Raw genomic sequence first — 23,209 nt, forward strand, 5'->3', positions numbered from 1 at the left:
ATGCATATAGCTATTGATAAGAAACATTCAATTCTCTCGTTATTCATGGTTGCGCTATTGCTCATCATATATACAGCCTGTGGCAGTAGTACACCAACCAAACAAACTACAACCAAAACCCCTTTACCGAAGGATTCAACCACGCCAACGACTTCCGCGCAGACAGACACACAACTCCCCACTGGACCCATTGTGTATGTGGCGCTGGGAGCTTCAGATGCAGTCGGGGTTGGTAGTACGCAGCCTGGTTCACAGGGCTACGTTCCCTTGATTAGTAGCCATTTAGCGCAAGGATCGCATACTATCAATCTGGGTGTAAGTGGTATCCACCTGCACGAAGCGATCAACCGAGAGCTTCCCCTGGCTCTCTCAACCAATCCACAGTTAGTCACGATCTGGCTGGTGACGAATGACTTCATCGCAGGTGTCTCTTATGAAAACTATATGAAGGATCTGAACTCGATGCTAGAGCAGCTTCATGACCAGACCCAGTCGCGTATCGTCATGGCTAACCTGCCAGACGTGACTTTACTGCCTGCCCTCGCGCGTACCAGTGCTACCCGAAAAGCACAACTGCGCCACGAGGTACAACGTTGGAATACCCAGCTGGCAGTCCTGGCAAAAAAATATGGGATCACCATCGTCGATCTGACCGCCCGGGACAGCCAGATCACATCCCATCCTGAATATATCAGTGGCGACGGCTTTCATCCCAGTGCCGCCGGATATGTCCAACTGGCCAATTTTTTCTGGACAGCCATCAAACAATAAAGACGAACCAGGCAATACAAAAAGACGACTACCCTATGTATTTATGAGGCAGCCGTCTTTTTTGATATGTCTCTTACTAACGATCTGAGGAAGCAATAATTTCGTTTTCACCCTCAATAATAAAGACCAAACGTTCGCAAACATTGGTACAATGGTCGGCGACACGCTCCAGTTTATGTGCAATCCATAACAAATAGGTTACACGTTGTAATGCTTTGCCATCATTCTGCAGGGTAGGAATCGCATGGGCACCAGCCATCATCGCCATCAAATCATGACGGACCAGATGGTAGCGGACATCAACCACATCATCCTCTTCCCAGATATAGCGGGCAGCCTTAACATCGCGCTCAGCAAAAGCCTTCATCGTTCCTTGTAATACCCGGCGAGATTCACGCCCCAGCTCTAAAATGCCACGAAGTGTAGAGGCTTCAGAAATGAGTGTATCTCCGACAGTTTGCGTGCTCGCACCTTCTCCAACCCGCAAGGGAACCATACGCAAAAGGATCTGCGCAATACCCGCTGCGCCATCACCTGTACGCTCAAGATCACCGGCTATCGCCAGAGCTGACGTCAGAAAGCGTAAATCGCGCCCACCGAGCGGCTGCTGCATTGTTAACAGGCGAATAGCATGCTCTTCAACAGTTTTACGCACACTATCAATTGTTGAATCAGCCTCAATAACCATACCCGCCTGGGCCAGATCACCCGTTGCAAGAGCATCTAAAGATTTCTCTAATGCGTCATCAACGAGAAACCCAAGACGCTGAATTTGGGAGTCCAACTCCTGAAGTTCTCTATCTAATGTTGACCTTGCCATTCAACTCTCCTCAAACTCTTAATTGCATGATCATTGATTACCATGCTACCCACCAACCATCACCTTATAATATATGAAGGTTTTAAGCAAAAGATAAACTCGTGAAGAATATGGATTCGCAATACGAGCGTTTACTAAATGGAAAAATAGGCATAAACTTACACACTAAACATAGTATAACATATTTGTCACAGGAAAGATAGAGTCATAGTCTAAATGCGTGTTCTATTCTTTAAGGATAAGACATAACAAAAAAAATGTAATTCACAACAATATCTTTTCTATAAAATCCAAAATATATTTACTATTTTCTCCTAAATATATGTATAGAAGTGCAAAGTCAATCAAAACAATGGCGGCAATCTCTACACACAAATGTATATATATACGATAAAGATCTTCCCTGGGAATGAGAATCGAAAGTAGGCAGAATTGACAGTCGTTCGTAACACATGCTACATTAGCATAAAGGTTCCATCCACAAGGCAGGCAGAGGAAGAAGGAACAAGAACCATGTCAACGAAAAGACTACTTGGCGTTTTCGCCCACCCCGATGATGAGGGATTGATCAGTGGTGCCTTGCTGAAGTATCAAGGACTCGGTATTGAGACCGGTCTTGTCTACGCTACAAAAGGAGAGGTTGGAGAGACATCCAATTCTGTTTTGGCTGCACCCAATAATCTTGGTGAGATCCGTGAGGATGAGATGCGGGATGCTGCTGAGGTACTGAATGTGCAGCATTTGTGGTTCCTGGGCTACCGTGATTCAGGAATGCCAGACACACCTGCGAATCAGCATCCAGAAGCGCTGCTTAATGCCAGCGCGGCCGAAGTAATTGGCAAGTTAGTGAACATTATACGTGAGTTTCGCCCACAGGTTATTATCACCTTTGATGAGTCAGGCGGATACGGCCATCCCGACCATATCTCTATCTATAAGTATACCATCGGAGCCTTTCATGCTGCGGCAGATAATGCGCTCTATCCTGAAATGGGACCAGCTTTTTCAGCGGCGAAACTCTATTACACCTCTTACTCACGTCGCCAGGTAATGATGATGTCTGAATGGATTCAAGATCAGGCCTTTGATAATGTGTTTAAAAATCTGGATCTTGAGCACACTGGCTTTGATGACGATCAGATTAGCGTCCTGCTGGATGTCGAAGATTGGCAGGTTGAGAAGAAAAGATCCTGGGACATGCATCGTAGTGAGGTAGATACGGTGCTCCCGATTATCCGCCTGCCACGTGAGCTTCAACGCAAGTGGCGCAGCACAGAATACTTCCAGCTAGCCACCTCGCGGGTCGGCAATGATGTCATGGGAGAGAATAATTTATTTGCACATATCCCCTGACCAGGCCATCACTATGTAATAAAAAAGACCTCGCCTATTAGTGCGAGGTCTTTTTTATTACATAGTGATGGCTTATTTTTTTCCCAGTTTCGCCAGGACCGCTCCTTTTAACATGGAAACCTCTTCTACTTTAAATAGAATCACCAGTGCAAAGTAGATGACGGCAGCGATACCACCAGCAATCACCACAGTCAGGACACTTCCCATAAAGGTTGCAGTGGAGAAGAACGGAAAACGAGCCAGCACCGATTGAAGCGCCCATGCCACGAGCCCCATTACGACTGCGGCTCCCGATATTTTCATGAGAGCTGGCAACAGACCGCGTAGATGCAGCGACCCGACAGTTTTCCATAAGATCAGCAGGAGAATCAACGGATGTAGAATGTTCTGCACGGTATTTGCCATGACCAGAGCCGGCATACCGAGCGTCTGCCAGAAGGGCAAAGCCACCGCAAGATAGCCCAGTACGCTGAGCACCAGAACCGCGACCGGAATAATGGTATTCTTGCGTGCATAGAAAGCGGAGATCAAGAGCTGGTCGATGGCGATAAATGGCAGTTGATACGCATAGTTCTGCAAGGCCATCGCGGTCAAAATACCCTGCGCCGCTGTAAACTTACCACGCTGGAACAGCAGGGCCACAATTGGGAGCTTCAAGACAATCAGACCAACCATGGCAGGAATCATTAAAAGTAATCCCAGTCGAAAGCCCAATAACAACATACTTTTGAAGCGCTCGATATCGCCTTCACGTATATACGTGGTCAACGTCGGCAAAACCGCGAATGAGAGTGCTGATGCCACCAGACCACCGGGAAACTGAATCAACATAGTGGCAAAACCCATAGCGGAGAAATTTGCGTCCCCACAGCTCTTCAACTGGCGCATCACGTCAATACAGGGCGTCTGCGTCGCCAGAAATTGATCCAGAAAAGCCACACAGGCAGAGAAAAAGAAGCTAAAGGCAACCGGCGCATACAACTTTAAAATACGGCGCAAAGCCGGATGTTTCAGGTCCACCACAAACATATAGCGTAAATGCTGGTTGCGCATACCCGGAATAAGCAGCACAATTTCGCCCATCGTACCAAGAATCACGCCAAAAGCCAGACCATAATGACCCAGGCCAAAGAAACGCTCACCCGCTACGGAGGTAAAGATCGCCCCGGCAATGATACCAGCATGGTAGGCAGCTGCCGCAAAGGCCGTCCAACCAAACTCCTTCTGGGCATAAAGAGCCGCCTGCAAGACAGCAAATGGTCCCAGGGCCAGCAGGGAGAAGAAAATAATCTGGGTAAAATGCAGTGTCAGCAATTGCTCCTGGGGGTGGAAACCAGGAGCCAGAATAGTATTGGTGAACCAGGGTGCAATAAAAAAATAGCCAACCGATGAAACCGCCATCACCATCAAGACAAGGTTAACAATCGTAAAGACCAGACGGCGTAGCTCTTCACGATTGTCCGCGTAATCATTGAACGTGGGAATAAGGGCACCGGGAACAGAACCATTGACAATAAAATCATTAAATTTTTGTGCTGGTGAGATTGAAGCAAAAAATGGTCCCGAAATACCAGGACCAGTATAAGCAATGAAACTCTGCCGTAGCATCCCTAAGACACTACTACCCAGATTTCCTAACGCCACCAGGGACGCCGATTTCATCAATTCTCGCCGATCGCTCGTGACTGCTTTTTTCGCAGGAGCTACTGGCTCTTCAAGTCGCTCCTCATCAGTATCCACGCCAGCAGACGTCTGAGGAGTTTCCACTACTTCCTGGTGAGTGGGGGTCGTCTCTACCACTTCAACGAAAGCCTCTGTTTCGCCAGTCCCCCTCCCAGAACAGTGGGAATAGCCTCTACGGTTCCATCCTCATGATTATTTTCAGATGCGCGAGTTTCTTCATCAATAGAATCTTTTGCCATAAACATTGCTCCTTACAGATCAAGATACAAAAAAGAATGGAGCTTTATAAAATAACCAGAAGGCCATACTCCACAGAATACTATTTTTATACAGTAGGATCGATGATAACGTGCAAAGCAGTTTTATGGCAAACGCTTAATTTTCTCGATTAATGCGGTTGTTGAATGATTCGGCAAATAAGAGATAAAACGCAGAGCTCCATTATAGGCCTGAACATGCGGTGCCTCTGGCAGACGCTGCGGATCTGGCAGTTCACCATGCGCCCCTACATAATCTGCACCCTTAACATAGATAGCTGGCTGCAACAGATCAATTAATGCCCCGGCAGTGCGTTCAGGAAAAACAGTCACATAATCAATACAGGATAGAGCAGCCAGGATCTCAGCCCGCTCTTGTTCAGCGACTAATGGACGTGTCGGACCTTTCAACTGCCGAACACTCTCGTCGCTATTCAGTCCTAGGATCAGAAAATCGCCCAGGTCGCGTGCTTCTTGTAGATACCGGATATGTCCCAGGTGTAACAGGTCAAAACAACCATTGGTAAAAACACAGTGCTCGCCTGCCTGCTGGCGCCGCTGTACCTCAGCCGCCAGTTCGGCCCGCTGCAAGATCTTTTTCTGCGCGACTGCTTGTAAGTTACTCATGTAAAATCCCCATCAATTCTTCCGGTGTATTACTGGCACAGCCCATACGACGCACAACCAGGGCGGCAGCCGCATTGGCCACATAAGCTGCCTCGGGCATACTGGCACCTGCGGTTAAAGCCAGGGTAAATGTCGCCGCGACGGTATCACCTGCGCCATTGGTATCAACAATTTCGCTGCTCAATGCCATTGGATGAAGTGGCAGGTGCAGTGGCCCTTTGCCCGCTTCAAACAGGCTCATCCCCTCACTACCACGAGTAATGAGCACACCCTGCGCGTTACTTCCCTCTAATAAACGTCGGCCTGCCTCATTTAAATCTGCCAGATTGTTAATCGTCATGCCCAGCGTCGCTTCGGCCTCGGGCTGATTGGGAGTCAAAGCCGTCACACCCTGGAAACGGAAAAGCGAGCCATGCGCATCAACGACGACAACTTTGTTGAGCTCTCTGGCTACAGGTATGCAGATATCAATAATCTCAGGACTGATCATGCCATTTTCATAATCCGAAAGAACCACGGCATCAATCGCTGGCAGCACACGCTTGATATAATCGATGATCTGACCTTTACAAGGGTCGGCAATATCCGACGTATCAACCCGATCCACACGCACAATATGCTGCTGTACAATCTGTGGACTGCCCGCGAGGATACGCGTTTTTGTTGAAGTTGGACGCGTCGGATCTGAGATCACCCCGTCTTGATTCATATGGAGTGCGGCAATCGCCTGCCGTAATTTCTGACCGGCAATATCATTACCAATCACACCAGCCAGAAAGACCTCGGACTTCAAGGCGCAGGCATTGACCGCAACGTTGCTGGCCCCACCAGGAACCGTACGTTCTTCCGCCAGTTCCAGAATAAGTACTGGAGCCTCACGCGAGATCCGTGTCGGACGGCCAATCAAATATTCATCAGCCACCATGTCTCCGATAACCAGCACACGCTTGCCAGCAAATTCCTGAATCAAGGAACGCAGAGCGGCACTGGATGGAAGAGAGGTGGAGGCTTCAAGCTTCATGGGGATTACTTCCTTTTCGTATGACTTGTAGAACGAACTGAGGCAGGGCTAACATGCGTCGCCAGCGCCATGGCTCACGATATAAGCGATAGAGCCACTCAAGACCAATGCGACGCATCCATAGAGGAGCGCGGCGCTGACGTCCCGCGAGAAAATCAAAAGAGCCGCCCACGCCCATCGCGAGAGAGGCCGGGATGCGTTGCAAATTGCGAAAGATCCAGAGATCTTGCGCCGGGGCCCCATAGGCCACACAAACAATATCCGCCTGAGCGCTACGAATACGCTCCAGGATCTCATTCTCTTCTTCAGGGGCAGGTGAACCAGCATAAGTGCCCGCAATTTGCACGCCCGGAACCAGTTCCTGTAAACGGGCTCCAGCGCTCTCTGCCACACCAGGAGCAGCCCCCAGCAAATAAAGGCGATACCCGTGCTCAGCAGCGAGTCTGGCCAACTCCACCAGCGTATCAACACCAGTCACACGTTCAGCAATCGGCTGGCGCAAAAAACGAGCCGCCAGTACGATGCCGATACCATCGGCCAGCACCAGTGCAGCTTGATTAATACATTGACGAAAGACGGTATTCTGTTGAGCAGCCATCACAAATTCGGGATTGACAGTGACGATTTGCTGACAGGATGCATGGGAAGAAGAAAGAACTTCCTTCAGGGCTATAAGTACCTGCGATTGGGTCAGGCGATCCACACGCACCCCAAGCACATATACCGGCGATGGTACATCGAACGGTAAAAAATTGCGCATTTGTGCCATATATTTACCAATGAATTATTTCTTTTTCAAAAGCGGAGATCACCACATCCGGACGCGTCTCTTCAATATAACGTCGGACGTGCTCAAGTACTTCACCAGCATGCTGGCTACTATTGCTAACATAACTCAGTCCGATTTTCGCGATTTGCCAGATGTCATTTTCACCGACTTCAGCAATCGAGACTTCGAACTGATTACGTACACGAGCCATCACAGATTTTATGATTTGCCGTTTATCTTTTAATGAGTGCGCTCCCGGCAAATGTAATGTAATTTCAGCGGCAGCAATAACCATGCGTGTAGTATAGCATAAAGGCCCCTCCCTTTCCCTCAATACTTGACCTATGGACTATTCCCGAGGACTCAATCCTCTAATCAGGCGCATGGAGGTAACAGACTCGACTCCTATAGCTAACTCTGATACAATTCTGAGTAAATTCGCTTTGATATATTAATGAGGTTACAAACATGTTTGGAACAAGTCCACAGGGTGATGGGTCAAAATTACCCATGCAGGGCATACCTCAACCCAGTCGAGAAGAGGTATTGAAACTGCCACGTGTCCACATTTCAACCCACCCAGTCATGGCTCATAAAATGACCTTGCTGCGCAATAAAAATACACCACCACCTCAGTTCTATCAACTGGTCAAAGAAATTGGGGCATTACTCGCCTATGAAGCAACAGAAACACTCTCTTTAGAGAAAAGCATCATTGAAACTCCATTACAGTCAATGACTGGCTATCGCCTGGCTGGTGGCATCGGGGTTACTCCCGTCTTACGTGCGGGTCTCGGTCTGGCCGAGGGATTTCGCCAGGTGATTCCTGATGTGCAGGTCTGGCATCTGGGCCTACGACGGGATGAAGAAACGCTCCAGGCAACCGAGTATTATAATCGCTTGCCTCATCAGGTAGATTTACAGGTTGTTTACGCCGTCGATCCCATGCTGGCCACAGGTGGTTCAGCAATCGATGCCATCAATATTCTGAAACGCCGTGGCATTCCACGACTTTCCTATCTGGGTATCATTGCAGCCCCCTATGGACTCATGAGGCTGGCTCAGGCACATCCCGATATCGATATTTATGTTGCCGAGTTAGATGAGGCACTCAACGATAATGGTTATATTGTTCCGGGTCTGGGAGATGCCGGAGATCGCCAATTTGGGACATTCTAGGTCCTGTTGAATCTGCCCATCGATTGTCATTACAGCAGATGTAAAGGATGAACTTCTGTGTCCACGCCATCAGATTCGTTTTCAGCAGAGGACTCAGCCAGCGAAAGACCACAGCCTGAGCAAGATAATACACCCGCCGGCGATGGTCTCGAACTTGCTGCGACACCCACAGCCGATGCTCCTGAGTCTCCAGGCTCTCAATTGCCACCAGAAGCACAGGGAGAAACCAATGGGGGTCCGCTTGGTTGCTGTCTGGGTACCATGGTTGGTATGCTACTCAGTTTAAGTGTCGCCATCTTTGGCCGCTTTTACGCTGAGTCGCTGGCCGGGTTGCTCCATAGCAGCCTGAGCACAACCATACGTATTGTCATGGTCATTGTTGCCATTATTGCGGTGATCATTTGTGGCTATCTGGGTTGGAAAATAGGGAAACGCCTGTACCGAGAATATGATCCGCCTCCGATCAAGAGGCGTCGTGCACGCGCACGCAGGCGCTAACAGACACGTGCACATTTTTCTTGTGAATGCTTTTTCAAAAGACACTCATGACAGGCAAAGGTTGTACAACACTTTTCTGGTCACCTTCTGGTCGGTCGCACCAGTTAAAAGCGCGGGCATACCTTTGCCTGTCATGATAACACTACATTCAGTGACTACTTTGTCGTATAATTGTAAGTGAATATAGGTCCATTTTTTTCCTGGCAGGTCTCATATATGAAGGTTGGTGGAAGCGATTTGTATGTCTCCTTGTTGTACTTACATGCATGTGTACATTATTTTGCTTATTGATGTTACAATACAGAAGCACAGCCATCCCAACTGCAAGGAGATCGAAATATGAACCAGGATCATACAAATAAAGCTCCGTTAAAAAACATACTGATTGTCGAAGACGATCCAAATAATGGGGAGTTTCTTTCTCTTGTCATCTCACAGGAGACGGACTATACGCCATTTCTCGCCATCAATGCTGAAGAAGCACTCAAGGTGGTCCAGAAAATGACGCCGGACTTATTCATTCTTGATTACTTTCTTCCACCAGGCATCAATGGCTTTGAACTCTACAAACAACTTCACACGACCATCGGCTTGCAGGATGTTCCAACCATTTTCCTGAGTGCCAGTACAGAGAAAGATGTCATCAAACAAAATAATATTCTTTTCTTAGAAAAACCCTTCGAGCTAGATGAACTCTTAAAAACTATTGATGAGCTTGTTCGCACTTCTAGTTCACCTCGTAATGTCAGCGCCGAAGGATAACATGCTGATACACACGCAGATACGCTCGTACTGGCCCGTTGCAATCGAAATATAAAGCACAAAAACATAATTTTCAATATTTTCTACAATTACCATCAACTGAAACGGTCACCCTTCGGATCACGTACCTAATATGACCTTATTTCTTTTATGCGATTCAAAAAAGGGAGTGAACCTATGCCAAATAAGCCAGCAACAACCCCTGACGAATCAGTGGCGAAAAAATCCATCCTTATCGTTGAAGATGATACGGACATCGGGGAATTCATTGTGCATGCCTTTCAACAAGAGACACCGTACCATGCATTTCTTGCGGAAGATGCCTTCAAAGCGCTGGATGTAATCAAAAAGAGCAAACCTGGTATGTTTTTGCTCGATTATCAGCTTCCTGGCATGGATGGCCTTGAACTCTATAATCTGCTTCATACAACCGAAGGCCTTGAGGATACGCCTGTTCTGTTTATGAGCGCCAATTTTTCAGAGAAAGAGTTGGATCGGCTTCGCCTGCCCTATATAGAAAAGCCCTTTGAATTGGATGATCTACTAAAAGAGGTGGACAACATCTTAAACAGGTAAATTTCTCTCTTGCTCAAAAAATAATTTTTCAATGCGCACCATTGGTGCGCGTTTTTTTGTGTAAATATGAGACAAGCTGTCTCATATTTACACACCTAGATCAAACCTGAGCCTCTGCTTACACACCGTATAGGGCTACTAAGGGTACAAAGTACTAGATCCGCTTTATCAGATTTAAGGATAGTAGTATGATACAAAGTAATACATAAAAGAGCGCTGGTAGGGATATTTTTAAACCACATAGATCGTTATTCAAAAAACGTTGTCTCTCAGAAATCACAAACATCAAACTAGCCGATCTGCACTAAGGGAAAGAGAGAAGGCATGCGAGTCGTTATTTTCTGTGATATGGAAGGTATCTCTTGTATTCAAACGTGGGAACAGGTCAACGCGGGAAACGCATTCTACGAAGAGTGCCGCAAACTTTATACCGATGAAATGAATGCAGCGGTCAGGGGAGCACGGGCCGCAGGTGCACGTGAAGTAATTGTCGTGGATTGTCATGGTGCTGGTGGTGCCTATAGTTTTAAAAGTTTCTTGCCTTCGCGTTTAGAATCTGGCGCAGAATATGTCTTTGGTTATCCATGGGCCCGTTATATCGATGCTTTTAAAAAAGGATGTGATGCGATTCTTTTTGTCGGCGCACACGCCATGGCCGGCACACCCAATGGGGTACTTTCTCATACAGTCTCAACTGAAGAGTGGCATAACGCCTGGATCAACGATACCCTCGTTGGTGAGAGTGGTATCCTGGCCGCGATTGCCGGTTGCTGGAATGTTCCAGCTATATTTGCGTCCGGTGATGAAGCTACCTGCCAGGAAGTGAAGGCACTGCTGGGTGAAGAAATTGTCACCGCACAGGTCAAACAAGGCCTGGGCCGCTATAGCGCGAAAAATCTCGCCCCACAAGATGCCTGTTCACTCATTGAAATGGAAGTGGCTCGAGCCTTAAGCCAGAGAGCCCTCTGGCCCCAACCCTATAAACCAGTTGGACCAGTCACATTCCGGGTCGAGCTGGCCACCCCAGAGGATGCTAATAGCTTCATTGGCCGCGAAGGCGTGAAGATTGAGCAAGCACGTATGGTTTCAGCAACCGGAGATACCTTCTGGGAAGCCTGGGACCATTTCTGGTATCGACACTAAGAGACTCGACAATGTAGGATTGGCAGGTTGATCAAACCAGATCAGCGGCACTAAAATAAAAGGAAATAAGGAAAGGGCAACAATGGATAGTATTGCTCTCTCACATAATATGCATGAACTTTATTCATCACTTTTCGCGGCAACAACACATGCGCTGGATGCGATGGAAATAGATACGACCGAAACAGCCTTAAGTGCCTATGAACAGGCTATTACGCTGGCACCACGTGAAGCTGTTTTACATTATCATAAAGGTCAGGTACTCAAACAACTCGGGAGAAATGCAGAAGCCCAAACCGCCTATGAAGCTGCACGCAGCCTGGGCTATGAATGTTAATAGGATGCGAACAGTACTATTGCTCGCGCAAATGGATTAAAGCCAGGCGCGCGCGCAACGTATTGGTATATTCAACCAGACGATTGGTAGATTGCTGCATTTCACGCATATGACGGGTAACATCACCCGTCATACGCAAGATCTCTGTAATGGCTGCAACCACTAATTGTGAACCTTGAGATTGATTTTCAGCGGTTGAACAAATACCATCAATCAAGTGCGTCAACTGATCGGTCACCACTCCAATCGCATCCAGCGCCACCCCCGTCTGCATTACCAGTTCAGTCTGCTTGACTACTTCTTGCGTGCTCTGCTCCACGCGTTGGGATGCTTTAGTTGTCTCTTGTTGAATAACATGAATATAATCGCCCACCTTGCGTGCAACGTCAGAACTACTCATAGCCAGCGCCCGAATCTCCTGCGCGATGACAGTAAAGCCTTGTCCTTGCTCACCAGCACGGGTAGCCTCGATTGCCGCGTTTAAAGCCAGCAAATGCATCCTCATCGTCAGGTCGTTCATGCTGGTAATCGTCGCGTTGATCTCCTGACCGCTCTCACTCAGATTCTTCATCGTACGCGCTGACTGCAACGTTGCTTCACGAACCAGGCTCATACCCTCAACCGTCCGATCCACCGTCGTCTGTGCCTCATTGGTCACATCCACCCCATCCAAAGCCGTGTTCGAGAGATTAGCCGCGCGCTCAGAGATTCTGCTCATCATCTGGGCAAAATCATTAATAGTACGCGAAATCTGATCAACCTGCATTTCCTGAACATGGGTATCATGAACCAGCAATTCTGAATTCTGCTGGACAATTTGTGTATGCCCCTCAACCGCCTCGGCCACAGCCTGCATATTCCATAACAAACCACTGATACGATCAATGGTTGTGTTTAAAGAGTCCGCAATTGGCTGTAAAAGTGGATGTTGAGATGAAATTTGCGGGCGCATGTCTCCCTGAGACAAAAGCTGAATATCTTCACTTAACGCCCGGATTCCTGTCTCCAAGGCTTTATGCTCAGTCTCACGATCATGAAAAAGACGGGCGTTATCAATGGCAATGGATGCCTTATTAGCAAAAAGCTCAATTACCTCGACCGCCTCTTCCGTAGGGACTCTACCATCTTCAGGATCATCTAATGAGAGAAAACCCAGCAATTCTTCTTCACGCGGACTGTACAGCGGCACAAAAAACATATCTTCAGGATGCCATTCTCCTGGTTCATATTGTTCATGGTCCACTTCTCTGACAGATACTATTGGCATATCTGTAGACAGCGAGTACTGACCATGAGGAATATGGTAACTTTGACTAATGCAAAATTCAGGCAACATCATACTGGTAAATGTCTCAATGGAAAAGGGATTTTCACGTAGTATGCGTACATTTTCCTCAGTGGTGCCGGTAACAGCTACTGAAGACAACATTTTGCCACTTTGATCTAGTAAATTTACATTGAGGGCTCGAAATCCTGTACAGGCAGCGGTAGAAGCGACAATCTGCTGCAATGCCTCTTCCAGACTAAGATCGGCGCGCAATAAGCCACATAATCTTACCAGTTCTTTGACCTGCCTGGCATGCCGTTCTTTTTCCCGATCAGGATTAACGGTAGAAATTTGCTCTGGCTTATGATTCACAGAGTGCTCCTGCGTAATACTAGCCGCTTCACGTCCCTGAGAAGGATGATCACTGGTCGGTCGTATTCGGACGCGTAGAGGGCGTAGAGGGATGTATCTTGAATGCATTTTCCGTTCTGACATAATTTGCGCCTTTTTTTGACTGAAAATCAAGGTGATTGTATTCAGCAGGATAACATACCATATTCGGGTCGACAAGGTCCTGTACCAGGCGTAAATATCGCTCGCTTATGATTAGCTTCACTATCGCGATTTTATGACATAGAGCGGCACAATAAAAGAAGCTCAGCACTGGTAATACTGAGCTTGTGCGTACAACATGAATGAACTATGGTTCGGCCGTGGAGTATGAGAGGAAATATCCACGCAATGAGCGATGGATACGCCCCACAATATGCACTCCATCTTCCAGATGCTCTTCTTGTAAAATGTTCCCGCGACGATGAAAAAGTTCTACCAGATCGCCTTTGCGGTAGGGAATCAACACATCCACCAGTTCCATGCTATCGGCCAGTACCTGCGCAATGGTTGTCAGCAGATCATCCAGACCCTGGTTTTTGAGGGCAGATACAGGGACTGCATTCTCATACAGGCTCGTGTCGATATCCTCAGGATTAGCCACCAGGTCAATTTTGTTGAGCGCAGTAACCCTCGGTTTGTCCAGCGCTTCTATCTCATCCAGAATCTCGGTGACGGTCTCGCTTTGCTCGATCGCGTTTTCATGACTGATGTCCACTACTTCGAGCAGCATATCGGCCTCAACCACTTCTTCTAGCGTGGCCCGAAAAGCTGCGATCAGTTTCGTCGGGAGCTTTTGAATGAAGCCAACGGTATCGGTGAACAAAACTTCCTGGTGATTGGGAAGTACAATATAGCGGGTAACTGGATCTAACGTGGCAAACAACATATTCTCTGCCAACACCCCTGCCTCGGTCAGAGTATTAAACAGTGTGGATTTGCCAGCATTCGTATAACCAACCACGGCAACGACAGGCATAGCCTGAGCCTCACGCTGCCTGCGATGGATAGCGCGTTGTTTGCGCACATCCTCAATGGCTTCCTTCAGATCTGAGATCCGACTACGTATTCGACGGCGATCGATCTCGAGTTTCGTTTCACCGGGTCCACGAACACCAATAGCTCCACCAACACCACCCATTGCTCCCCGCGAACCACCGGCCTGCCGTGTAAATTCCACATCCTGATTACTCAAGCGTGGGAGCCGATACTCCATTTGTGCCAACTCTACCTGAAGGATACCTTCACGAGAGCGGGCATGCTGGGCAAAAATGTCGAGGATCAGGGCCGTTCGATCAACAACACGGGCATTAAGAAGCTTTTCCAGATTGCGTTGCTGTGTCGGCGAGAGTTCATCATCAAAGATGACAAGATCACAGTTCAATTGTTTTTCAATATCACTGAGCTCTTGTACGCGACCTTTTCCCAGATAGGTATGTGAATCTGGATGTGGCAAACGCTGCTGCATCGTCCCGACAACCTCGGCACCAGCGGTGCAGGCTAAGGCCCCCAGTTCGCTTAATGAATCTTCGACACTCCAAACACTATCAGTAGAGGTCGAATCCACAGCTACCAGGTAAGCACGTTCAGGACCGCTATGAGCGCCTGTATCAAAAAAACGTTCAGATTTTGTCGTATGAAACCTCCGGTCTTTTGCTAGCACAAACAGCCATATATGTATTGTATGAACTAGACCGAAAGAACGCAAGTTTCATACACAAATCCAAACGTCATCTACAATAGTGGTTATATGGTCCATCAACATTATGGCAGGCTTGGAAGAGATTTGATAAAAAAGCCATTCACTCTGGCGAACACACTGTTCGTCACTGCTTGATTATAAAAATCATGCCAGCCCTGTAATTGATCTATATGAATATTAAAACCTGGAACCAGGCTCGAACCTTGTACGAGAGAGGTCTGCAAGTTTCCTAAAAAAGCTCCCAGAACAATCAGTAAAAAGAGCCAGAGCAACCATGCTTCGACAAAACCAATCGCACCACCTAATAAGGTATCGCCCTGACTGATAAGCGGTATACTCTTTACCGCGCCACGAATAAAATTGCCCACAATATGGACTAAAAACACAGTGCCAAAGAACAAGACGATATACGTGATAAGAGGCGTCGCCGAAATGCCATTTGATGCCAATGTACGCGTAAACTGCGGACCATATGTATACGCAACCCACAAACCCACCGGGAGTCCAAGCAAGCTCACCAGACTAAAGACAGCTCCATTACGAAAACCATTAAACACTAACAACGCCACTGTAGCAAGAAAGAGAATATCAATCCAGCTTAAAGACATCGTTTTATTCCTCCCGGACTCATATTACATACGCTCAACTGCTGGCCTAATATTATACATACTGATACAACGAGCAAAGGTTCCAAATAACAAATAGGATGTGAGCAATTTCACATCCTATTTGTTATTTGGTTGCCGGATAGGATAATGGTTATGCTCCCGTAATACCTGTGAAATTGAAGCTGTCCGTACGCAGTGCGGGCGCAACAATGGTCAGGTAATCAGTGTATTGGATGCGTTCACGCCCAAGCGCTGAGGTGCCACGCAAAACGTCAAGAATACTCTGGGTAAAGCGCAGATTTTTGATGGGACGTGTTAGCTCACCATGCTCAATCAGAAAAGTGCCATCACGGGTCATGCCTGTTAACAGTGTTTTTACTGGATGCAAAGGATTGGTGTAGTGAAAGCGTGTGACATAGATACCATGATCGACCCCTTTGATTAATTCTTCCAGTGTGGCATCTCCAGCAGCTAACATGGTATGCAACGGCATCGGACCTTCGCTATTCGGTGCGGGCATAGCATGGCCGGTATTTGGTTTGCCTTCACGGGCAGCGGTAAAAGAATCATAGACGACAGCATTGGCCACGCCGTTCTCGATGATATTGACGCGCTGCTTCGGCACGCCCTCATAATCAAAGGCCTGTGGCAAGCCAGCACCATCGTGTCCATCATCATAGAGGGTGATTTTGGGATCAACGATCTGCTTGCCGAACTGTCCATTCATAAAGCTGCGTTCTTCCTGGACGGCGGTGGCTGAGATACCCATAAAAATAAGGTTCTGTAACATGTCGGCCACCGCATAAGCATCCAGCACGACTGGATACTCACCCAGCTCGATATCGATCGGATTACGACTGCGCTCCGCTTTATACACAGCTTCACGAGCCATGGCTTCAAAGTCCAGCTTATCCGCGTTGGTCTCCATGCGTTGAGTATAGCCAGAACCATGGGCATCCGCCATAACGACGGCATGGCATTCGGCATCTGTACGTGGCTCGTAAGCAAAGATGCCTAAAGAGTTGGCCACCGCCGCATAGTGCGTATTCGTCGAGAATGCACCGGCGGACTCCAGCTTACGCTCTTTCGCCAATTGGACAATCGTCCCCACGCGCCTGGCCCGCTCCTCAGGAGTAAAGCGGGCGGTGCGCTCACAGTAGCCAGCCGCCGGTGTGATGGGCTGGAAGGTTGGCAGGGAATGAAACTCAGGATTCTCGGGTTGAATACGCGCAATCTCAAGCGCCTGGGCCGTCACACGACGTAAGGATTCCTCATCCAGCCGATTAGTCGTAGCCACCCCTACACGCTTGCCAACCACAGCTCGTATGCGGATCTCATGGTCGCTTTCCGCCACATTCTGGTGGATATGATTGGTCGCGAAACGAGTAAGTGCACTCTCCGTTGCTGTAAATACTACCTCGGTCTGATCCGCCTGGGAATAGTGCAGAACTTTTTCCAACAACGTGCGGACGCTTGCCTCATCAGAATACATACCTATTATCCCTCTCGTATTATGACCAACGACCCACGCCCACCTGAACGTTGCGGAAGCGGGCCGGGGCCGCTCCGTGTCCGGTGCGCATAACTTGCATCGGTTCGCCTTTGCCGCAATTGGGTGTACCCCAGACATTCCAATCATCAGGACCACAGATAGCATCACATGAGCCCAGAACTGTGGTGTGATCCCGGTGTACGTTGCGTTTTTATAGAGCTGCCCGAGCTTGCCATTCTTGATCTCATAAGCCAGCTCAACGCCAAATTGGAAATTCAGGCGGCGATCATCAATACTCCAACTTTTATTGATGCTCATATAGATACCATCATCAGTATCAGCAATCAGATCATCGAATTTCCAGCTACCTGGCTCAAGACTCACATTGGTCATACGAATCATGGGGAGACGATTCCAGCTATCAGCTCGCACACAGCCATTGCTACTCAAACCAATCAAGGGGGCTGTATCCCGCGACATCAAATAGCCGCTAAAAATACCCTGTGCGACAATTGGCGTGCGCTGAGCAGGCACACCCTCATCATCCCAGCCAAAGGTGCCTAACGCGCCTGGAATAGTGGCGTCCGCGGTCAAATTAACCACATCTGATCCATAGCGATAATTGCTTGTCAGTTTGTCGGTGGTTAAAAAGCTTTTGCCCACAAAACCTGCCTCATAACCAAGCACACGATCCAGTTCAATAGGATGACCACAGGACTCATGAATCTGTAGTGCGGTCTGGGGACCATCCAGAATGATGGTTTTGATCCCACTGGGGCACTGTGGGGCCGTAAGCAGACGTACAGCTTCTTCACCAATCCTTGCACCATGGTTCACCAGATCCATTGCCTCGATGAACTCATAACCAACTGTCCCGGCCTGACGCCCAAAGGAATTGGGATAGGAACGTGTCTGGATCTCACTACTGTCAGGATCGACCGCAGTAGCCGAGATGGCAGCACCTGTGTCAAATAATTCTTGCTCAATTTCGCTACCTTCGGAACTGGCAAAAAATTTATGTTCGCGCGAATATTCCATACTCGCACTGGTGATCGCAACACCTTTAACACTTTGCATGGCGGCATCTGCATCTAATAGAAGTTGCACCTTCTGATGAAGTGGAACAGAAAAAGGATCAATCTGCATCGGCGTACGATATGATCCTTTTTGGGGAGGTAAAGCTGAGAGGCGCACAGGAGCACCATCAACAAGGGCGCTGGCACGAGCTATCTGTACTGCCATTTGAGCAATACGCTCAACCTCTGTATTATCCATACGGGCACTGCTAGCAAATCCCCAGGACCCATTAACAAGCACACGGACATTGAAGCCGCTACTCGTCCCATTAGAAACACCCTCGACTCGACCGTTTTTCACCTCTATGCCTTCGGTGGTACGTTCCATTACCCGCACATCAACATAACTCGCACCAAATTGTCGGGCGGCATTGATCGCTCTGATTGCGAGATCACGCATAGGTTGCTCTTTCTTTCTTAAAATGAACGTTGTCGTAGACAATGTGCATAAGGCCAGATTCCTCATACTCATTGTGTTTGATCGGAAGGCAGGATAGCAGGCGCACAGAAAAAAGCACCTGCACAAAGCTTGTTGTTGGATAGTATGGTGGCACCCACACTGTTATCGCAGACAATGTTGCCATGTTACAACCTATTGTACGTATTTTCTCAACCTCTGTCCACTATAACACAGCAACTGGAACAGGATTAAGCCAATTAGTATAAATCTCGATTTTTGTCCACAGGATTGAGATGCATGTTATAATATGCCTATTATTATCGTGTATTTAATCAAAATCAATCATACAAACAGCAATTTCTTCACAGTAAGGATTATAATGGAACACGGACTGGTCAAACAGCCCCAGTATGGGAGTATGCACTTACCCAATGGCACGATTGAGCTCCCGGTTTTTATGCCTGATGCCACTCTGGGCGTGGTACGCGCCACCGATGCCAGCGATCTGCGCAATAGCCGCATCCAGGCCCTCGTAATGAACACATTTCATTTGATGCAGCGCCCCGGTACTTCTACAATTCAAGCTCTGGGTGGTTTACACACCATGAGTGGCTGGACTGGTCCGATTATCACGGATTCTGGTGGCTTCCAGGCGTATTCTCTGATTCAACAAAATGCGAAATTTGGTTCATTGAGCAGTGATGGCATCACATTTAAACCTGAGAGTTCGGATCGTAAATTTCAACTCACCCCCGAAAAAGCTATCCAGTTACAGATGAGCTATGGGTCCGATATCATTATGTGCCTGGATTATTGTACCCACGTTGATGCACCTGCTGAGATTCAAGAGGATGCGGTCAAACATACTATTGCCTGGGCCAGACGCAGTAAAAAGGAATTTGAACACCTGCTTAAACAGAAAAAACTGGCTGAAGACAAACGCCCCTTGCTCTTTGGGGTCATCCAGGGTGGTGGCTCTGAGGAGTTGCGCAAACGTTGTGCCGAGGCGCTCCTGGAAATCGGCTTTGATGGCTTTGGCTATGGTGGCTGGCCATTAGATAAACATGGAAAACTACTCACGGATATCATCACCTACACCCGAGAACTGATACCAGCACAGTATCAGATGCACGCGTTAGGGGTTGGTCATCCAAACAGTATTGTGGAACTGACACGGCTTGGTTATGGTATCTTTGATTGCGCCATGCCAACCCGCGATGCTCGCCATGCCCGCCTGTATACGTTTAGCGATGCGGTCTCTTCTTTCGCTCCGAGCGAAAAATGGTTCAGCTATAGCTACCTTAATGACGATAAATACATCAAGAATGATCGCCCGGTCTCTACTCATTGTGACTGTCTCTGCTGTAGCAATTATTCAGCAGGCTACCTGCATCATTTATTCAAAATTAACGACACGCTCTTTTTCCGCCTGGCAACCATCCATAACCTGCGCTTTATGACGATGCTTACAGAACGCCTGAGAGAGCTTTATTATGCTCAAGACAGATAAGACCCTCGCACTGCCACAGTTGCTTGAGGCAGTGCTGAGCAGTAGCAAATATCAGGATATTTGTCCTGAGCTTGTCAGCGCCATCGGGACCCAGGAACTGGTGAAGCGCCGCAACCTTAAAGAAGCGATTAAGGGTACGAAAAATAAGCTGCATCAGGTTGGTGGCGCGTACCTGGATGGTCATGATAACCAGCGTCTCTGGCTCTCCAGCATCGCAGAAGCGCGCAGGTCAAAAGATCCTGAGACGCTCAAACAGGTTTGTCGCCAGATTATGGCCTACCATGTCTCTACACGAGAACGCCTCCCCATCCTCGACGATTTTTATCGCACTCTTTTTGCTCAACTCCCACCCATCCAAAGTATTATTGACATCGCCTGTGGTCTCAACCCCCTTACCTTACCCTGGATGTCAGTCACAGAAACACTGCCACTTAGCTATTTTGCCTACGATATCTATCAACATATCATGGATTTTCTGGCGCACTATTTCACCCTCCAATCCATCTCTGGCGAGGCCCACGTCTGCGATGTGATTCAATCCTGTCCTACCCGGCGCGTAGATCTGGCCCTGGTACTCAAAGTCCTGCCGTGCCTGGAGCAGATCGATAAACACGCTGCCTATCATCTCCTGCATACACTGAATGCCCAGCATATCATCGTCTCTTACCCCATCCATAGCCTGGGTGGCAGAGACAAAGGTATGGCGAAATATTATCTGGAGCACTTTAAAAATCTGGTGAAAGATGATGATTGGGACATTCAACAGCTGGAGTTTGCCACTGAGCTGGTGTTTATCATCGATACCCGCCGCACTTAACACCAGTCGAAGGAGGATGCGGTTATCCATGGTTCATGGATAACCGCACCCTCCTTTTTACAAGATTTGGCAGCAATAGAGATCAACTCAACCTTCGTCCTCATGATCAGTTCTTTCCGATTGATCTTTCTGCTTCTGCTCTTGTTCGGCTACGGCATTCGCTTTATTCTCATTCACACCTTGAATATAGTGGACGCCCCACCAGCAAAAGGCAAGTAAACTGGCGGCCACAATAAAGATTAAAGGCGTAAAACCAATCAAGGTTGTAAAGGCACCGGCGAACAACAGGACTGGAATAGTGCCGGCGCTATAAATCATAAATTGTAAGGATAAGACACGGGCACGGCCACTCTCGGGCGCTCGCTCTTGCATCAAGGTTTGCGTTGGAATATTCACACAGGCCATCGCGACACCCAGGATGATTAAGACCAGAATGACTCCCAGTAAAATACCTAGAGATTCGGTTCCATGCTTGGGATCAATAAAATGACCTAACCATTGCAGCCCCGGCAGCAAGATAAAACCCGCAGCCAGAGCAATAAAACCGATCACCGTCAAACGAAGACGTCCAACTTTTTCGACAAAGCGGGTCATCAAAATGGAAGCACCAACCAGACCAACAGCCGCTGGTGTCAGGATGATTGACATATCTTCTGGTGGTCGATTGAGCACCTGTTGCACAAATGTACCTGCCAGTTCACCAATCAACTGCATCAACACACCCACCAATGAGAGCTGTATCACGGAGAAAAACAAGAGCCGGTCAGCACGTACAATCCTCCAACCAGTCACCATATCTTTCCAGAGTGTATGCAGTGCCTGACTGGCAGCAGAATAGGCATCATCCTGCTGATGTTTGTGCTTGTGTTTGTGTACATGATCGCCTTGAAAGGCTTTTTTAGGAATGGCCAGAATCAATCCGACACAAACGATATACATCACAGCGACAATCACAAAAAGCATATCCGTTGACTCAACGTGAAAGGTATGTCCTCCAAGCGCGAATGAAAAGGCAGGGAAAAGCTTGGTAACGAGGCTACCCAGCACCAGGAAACCGATGGCTTGCGATAATGTCATGGAGATATTAAACAGGGACAGTGCTGGCATCAATTCTCGCTCACCAACGAGCAACGGAATAGATGAACCTTCGGCAGGAATAAAAAATTGGCCGATCAGCGAAGTCAAGAACATCAGGCCAAAGAGCGGCCAGACATTATTACGGTCGATCAAGACTGATACAAACATCAGCAACATGGTCACCATACGCAATAAGTTACTTACCCAGAGGACCAGACGCTTATCGATGCGATCCACAATCGCACCAGCGATGGCGCTGAAGGGTATAGCTGGTAATGTGAAGGCGATGATCGCCAGACCTGCCATAAACGCTCCATTGGGCGGCTTATTGACAAGGACGATCAATCCAAAATTCGCGGCATTCAAGATGGTCAGTGAAATCAACTGGGCCATCCATAATAACAAGAAATTGCGATTCTTCAAGACATGACGAAAACTCGCCATATTTGCTTGCTGCTCAGAGCTAGCAGGTTTCTCTGTTTGCTCAGTAGGAATAGACATAATGCATCTGGCTCTCTTCCATGATGATCTTGTACCCGGGCTTTTTTATAAATGCCCCCCTCTATTCGGTATACGTATGATTATAAGCAAAAGTAAGACAGGATGGTATGTCAAATGGCCTATCTTTTCTCTATTTCGTATCTTATTGCATTACTTTCCACTTTCGGAAAGCTGTCCTGTATATATAAAAGGAAAAGAAGTTTTGCGGACAGGAGCTTGATTGAGCGTATATTGGAAAGGGTGGAACGATGCCAGACAATAATTACGATGAGTTACGCAATACCTGGATCTATCAGGAAATCCAGCAACATATCCAGACTCAATTACAACAACAGGACCGTGAGAAACAATATCAGGCACTGTACATAATAGTACAGGCACGTTTTCCACGTCTCCTGGCTCTGGTTGAACAAAAAGCTACCACTACACATAATGCCAGACAGTTACAAACTCTGGTGATCCATGTAGCTTCAGCACGGACCGAGAAAGAGGCCCGGCGTCAATTATTGGATGCGGCATCCCCATCATAAGGAGTAAAGCTATTACGAATATAGCCAATTCGTGCTATAATGA

General features: G+C 47.8%; 23 protein-coding genes. 11 read left to right on the plus strand and 12 right to left on the minus strand.

Annotated features, from left to right (window positions below; genetic code table 11):
- The gene (locus KDW_RS06370; RefSeq protein ID WP_151755183.1) at nt 1–771 is read left to right on the plus strand and encodes an SGNH/GDSL hydrolase family protein; all 771 of its coding nucleotides are present in this window, start codon (nt 1–3) and stop codon (nt 769–771) included.
- A gap of 76 nt (nt 772–847) precedes the next feature.
- On the opposite strand, the gene phoU is transcribed toward KDW_RS06370, so the two are convergent.
- Entirely contained in the window at nt 848–1,591 is a 744-nt protein-coding gene (phoU, locus tag KDW_RS06375) for a phosphate signaling complex protein PhoU (protein ID WP_151755184.1), read from the minus strand.
- A 513-nt stretch (nt 1,592–2,104) separates the two neighbouring features.
- Here phoU and KDW_RS06380 point away from each other — a divergent pair.
- Nucleotides 2,105–2,944: a PIG-L family deacetylase gene (locus KDW_RS06380; protein WP_151755185.1), complete on the plus strand. Its 840-nt coding sequence runs from the start codon at nt 2,105–2,107 to the stop codon at nt 2,942–2,944.
- Nucleotides 2,945–3,016: 72 nt separating this feature from the next.
- Here the strand turns inward: KDW_RS06380 and murJ are convergent, their stop codons facing one another.
- The 6 genes from murJ to KDW_RS06405 all read right to left on the minus strand — a co-directional run bounded on the left by murJ (nt 3,017) and on the right by KDW_RS06405 (nt 7,596).
- Nucleotides 3,017–4,744 (minus strand): murein biosynthesis integral membrane protein MurJ, encoded by a 1,728-nt coding sequence (gene murJ, locus KDW_RS06385; RefSeq protein WP_151755186.1) that lies wholly within the window; start codon nt 4,742–4,744, stop codon nt 3,017–3,019.
- Nucleotides 4,738–4,866, minus strand: coding sequence for a hypothetical protein (locus KDW_RS34855; protein WP_269822432.1), 129 nt, complete (start codon nt 4,864–4,866; stop codon nt 4,738–4,740). The genes murJ and KDW_RS34855 overlap by 7 nt, the downstream gene beginning before the upstream one ends.
- A gap of 123 nt (nt 4,867–4,989) precedes the next feature.
- A complete protein-coding gene (locus KDW_RS06390; protein ID WP_151755187.1) occupies nt 4,990–5,511 on the minus strand; it encodes an adenylyltransferase/cytidyltransferase family protein in 522 nt (173 codons plus the stop codon).
- The gene (locus KDW_RS06395) at nt 5,504–6,532 is read right to left on the minus strand and encodes a bifunctional heptose 7-phosphate kinase/heptose 1-phosphate adenyltransferase (protein WP_151755188.1); all 1,029 of its coding nucleotides are present in this window, start codon (nt 6,530–6,532) and stop codon (nt 5,504–5,506) included. Before KDW_RS06395 ends, KDW_RS06390 begins: the two co-directional genes overlap by 8 nt.
- Entirely contained in the window at nt 6,522–7,301 is a 780-nt protein-coding gene (locus KDW_RS06400) for a WecB/TagA/CpsF family glycosyltransferase (protein WP_198925209.1), read from the minus strand. Before KDW_RS06400 ends, KDW_RS06395 begins: the two co-directional genes overlap by 11 nt.
- A 4-nt stretch (nt 7,302–7,305) precedes the next feature.
- Nucleotides 7,306–7,596: a DUF503 domain-containing protein gene (locus tag KDW_RS06405; RefSeq protein ID WP_151755189.1), complete on the minus strand. Its 291-nt coding sequence runs from the start codon at nt 7,594–7,596 to the stop codon at nt 7,306–7,308.
- Between the two features lie 215 nt (nt 7,597–7,811).
- Here KDW_RS06405 and upp point away from each other — a divergent pair, with 215 nt between their 5' ends.
- From upp to KDW_RS06435, 6 genes are all read left to right on the plus strand, one after another.
- Complete coding sequence (upp, locus tag KDW_RS06410; RefSeq protein ID WP_151757310.1) at nt 7,812–8,480, plus strand: uracil phosphoribosyltransferase; 669 nt, start codon at nt 7,812–7,814, stop codon at nt 8,478–8,480.
- A gap of 57 nt (nt 8,481–8,537) precedes the next feature.
- Nucleotides 8,538–8,978: a hypothetical protein gene (locus KDW_RS06415; protein ID WP_151755190.1), complete on the plus strand. Its 441-nt coding sequence runs from the start codon at nt 8,538–8,540 to the stop codon at nt 8,976–8,978.
- 339 nt (nt 8,979–9,317) lie between these two features.
- A complete protein-coding gene (locus KDW_RS06420) occupies nt 9,318–9,740 on the plus strand; it encodes a response regulator (protein WP_151755191.1) in 423 nt (140 codons plus the stop codon).
- A 177-nt stretch (nt 9,741–9,917) separates the two neighbouring features.
- On the plus strand, nt 9,918–10,316 hold the full coding sequence (locus KDW_RS06425) for a response regulator (RefSeq protein ID WP_162005005.1): 399 nt from the start codon (nt 9,918–9,920) through the stop codon (nt 10,314–10,316).
- A gap of 324 nt (nt 10,317–10,640) precedes the next feature.
- Nucleotides 10,641–11,459, plus strand: a complete 819-nt coding sequence (locus tag KDW_RS06430) for a M55 family metallopeptidase (RefSeq protein ID WP_151755193.1) — start codon at nt 10,641–10,643, stop codon at nt 11,457–11,459.
- 82 nt (nt 11,460–11,541) lie between these two features.
- Complete coding sequence (locus KDW_RS06435; RefSeq protein ID WP_151755194.1) at nt 11,542–11,796, plus strand: hypothetical protein; 255 nt, start codon at nt 11,542–11,544, stop codon at nt 11,794–11,796.
- 16 nt (nt 11,797–11,812) lie between these two features.
- Here KDW_RS06435 and KDW_RS06440 read toward each other — a convergent pair whose 3' ends face one another.
- The 4 genes from KDW_RS06440 to KDW_RS32690 all read right to left on the minus strand — a co-directional run bounded on the left by KDW_RS06440 (nt 11,813) and on the right by KDW_RS32690 (nt 18,731).
- Nucleotides 11,813–13,558, minus strand: coding sequence for a methyl-accepting chemotaxis protein (locus KDW_RS06440; protein ID WP_151755195.1), 1,746 nt, complete (start codon nt 13,556–13,558; stop codon nt 11,813–11,815).
- Nucleotides 13,559–13,763: 205 nt separating this feature from the next.
- Nucleotides 13,764–15,116 (minus strand): GTPase HflX, encoded by a 1,353-nt coding sequence (gene hflX, locus KDW_RS06445; RefSeq protein ID WP_151755196.1) that lies wholly within the window; start codon nt 15,114–15,116, stop codon nt 13,764–13,766.
- 101 nt (nt 15,117–15,217) lie between these two features.
- Nucleotides 15,218–15,763 carry a CvpA family protein gene (locus KDW_RS06450; RefSeq protein WP_151755197.1) on the minus strand — a complete coding sequence of 182 codons (546 nt, stop codon included), beginning with the start codon at nt 15,761–15,763 and terminating at the stop codon, nt 15,218–15,220.
- 151 nt (nt 15,764–15,914) lie between these two features.
- Nucleotides 15,915–18,731 carry a TldD/PmbA family protein gene (locus KDW_RS32690; RefSeq protein ID WP_198925210.1) on the minus strand — a complete coding sequence of 939 codons (2,817 nt, stop codon included), beginning with the start codon at nt 18,729–18,731 and terminating at the stop codon, nt 15,915–15,917.
- A 379-nt stretch (nt 18,732–19,110) separates the two neighbouring features.
- Here KDW_RS32690 and tgt point away from each other — a divergent pair, with 379 nt between their 5' ends.
- Together tgt and KDW_RS06470 are read left to right on the plus strand one after the other, a co-directional pair.
- A complete protein-coding gene (gene tgt / locus KDW_RS06465; protein WP_151755199.1) occupies nt 19,111–20,241 on the plus strand; it encodes a tRNA guanosine(34) transglycosylase Tgt in 1,131 nt (376 codons plus the stop codon).
- Nucleotides 20,225–21,058, plus strand: coding sequence for a class I SAM-dependent methyltransferase (locus tag KDW_RS06470; protein ID WP_151755200.1), 834 nt, complete (start codon nt 20,225–20,227; stop codon nt 21,056–21,058). The genes tgt and KDW_RS06470 overlap by 17 nt, the downstream gene beginning before the upstream one ends.
- An 87-nt stretch (nt 21,059–21,145) precedes the next feature.
- Here KDW_RS06470 and KDW_RS06475 read toward each other — a convergent pair whose 3' ends face one another.
- Complete coding sequence (locus KDW_RS06475) at nt 21,146–22,636, minus strand: MFS transporter (RefSeq protein WP_151755201.1); 1,491 nt, start codon at nt 22,634–22,636, stop codon at nt 21,146–21,148.
- Between the two features lie 248 nt (nt 22,637–22,884).
- Here KDW_RS06475 and KDW_RS06480 point away from each other — a divergent pair, with 248 nt between their 5' ends.
- The gene (locus KDW_RS06480; RefSeq protein ID WP_151755202.1) at nt 22,885–23,166 is read left to right on the plus strand and encodes a hypothetical protein; all 282 of its coding nucleotides are present in this window, start codon (nt 22,885–22,887) and stop codon (nt 23,164–23,166) included.
- Nucleotides 23,167–23,209 lie beyond the last annotated feature (43 nt).

The sequence above is a fragment of the Dictyobacter vulcani genome (genome assembly GCF_008974265.1).
In the GTDB taxonomy this organism is placed as follows: Bacteria; Chloroflexota; Ktedonobacteria; order Ktedonobacterales; family Ktedonobacteraceae; genus Dictyobacter; species Dictyobacter vulcani.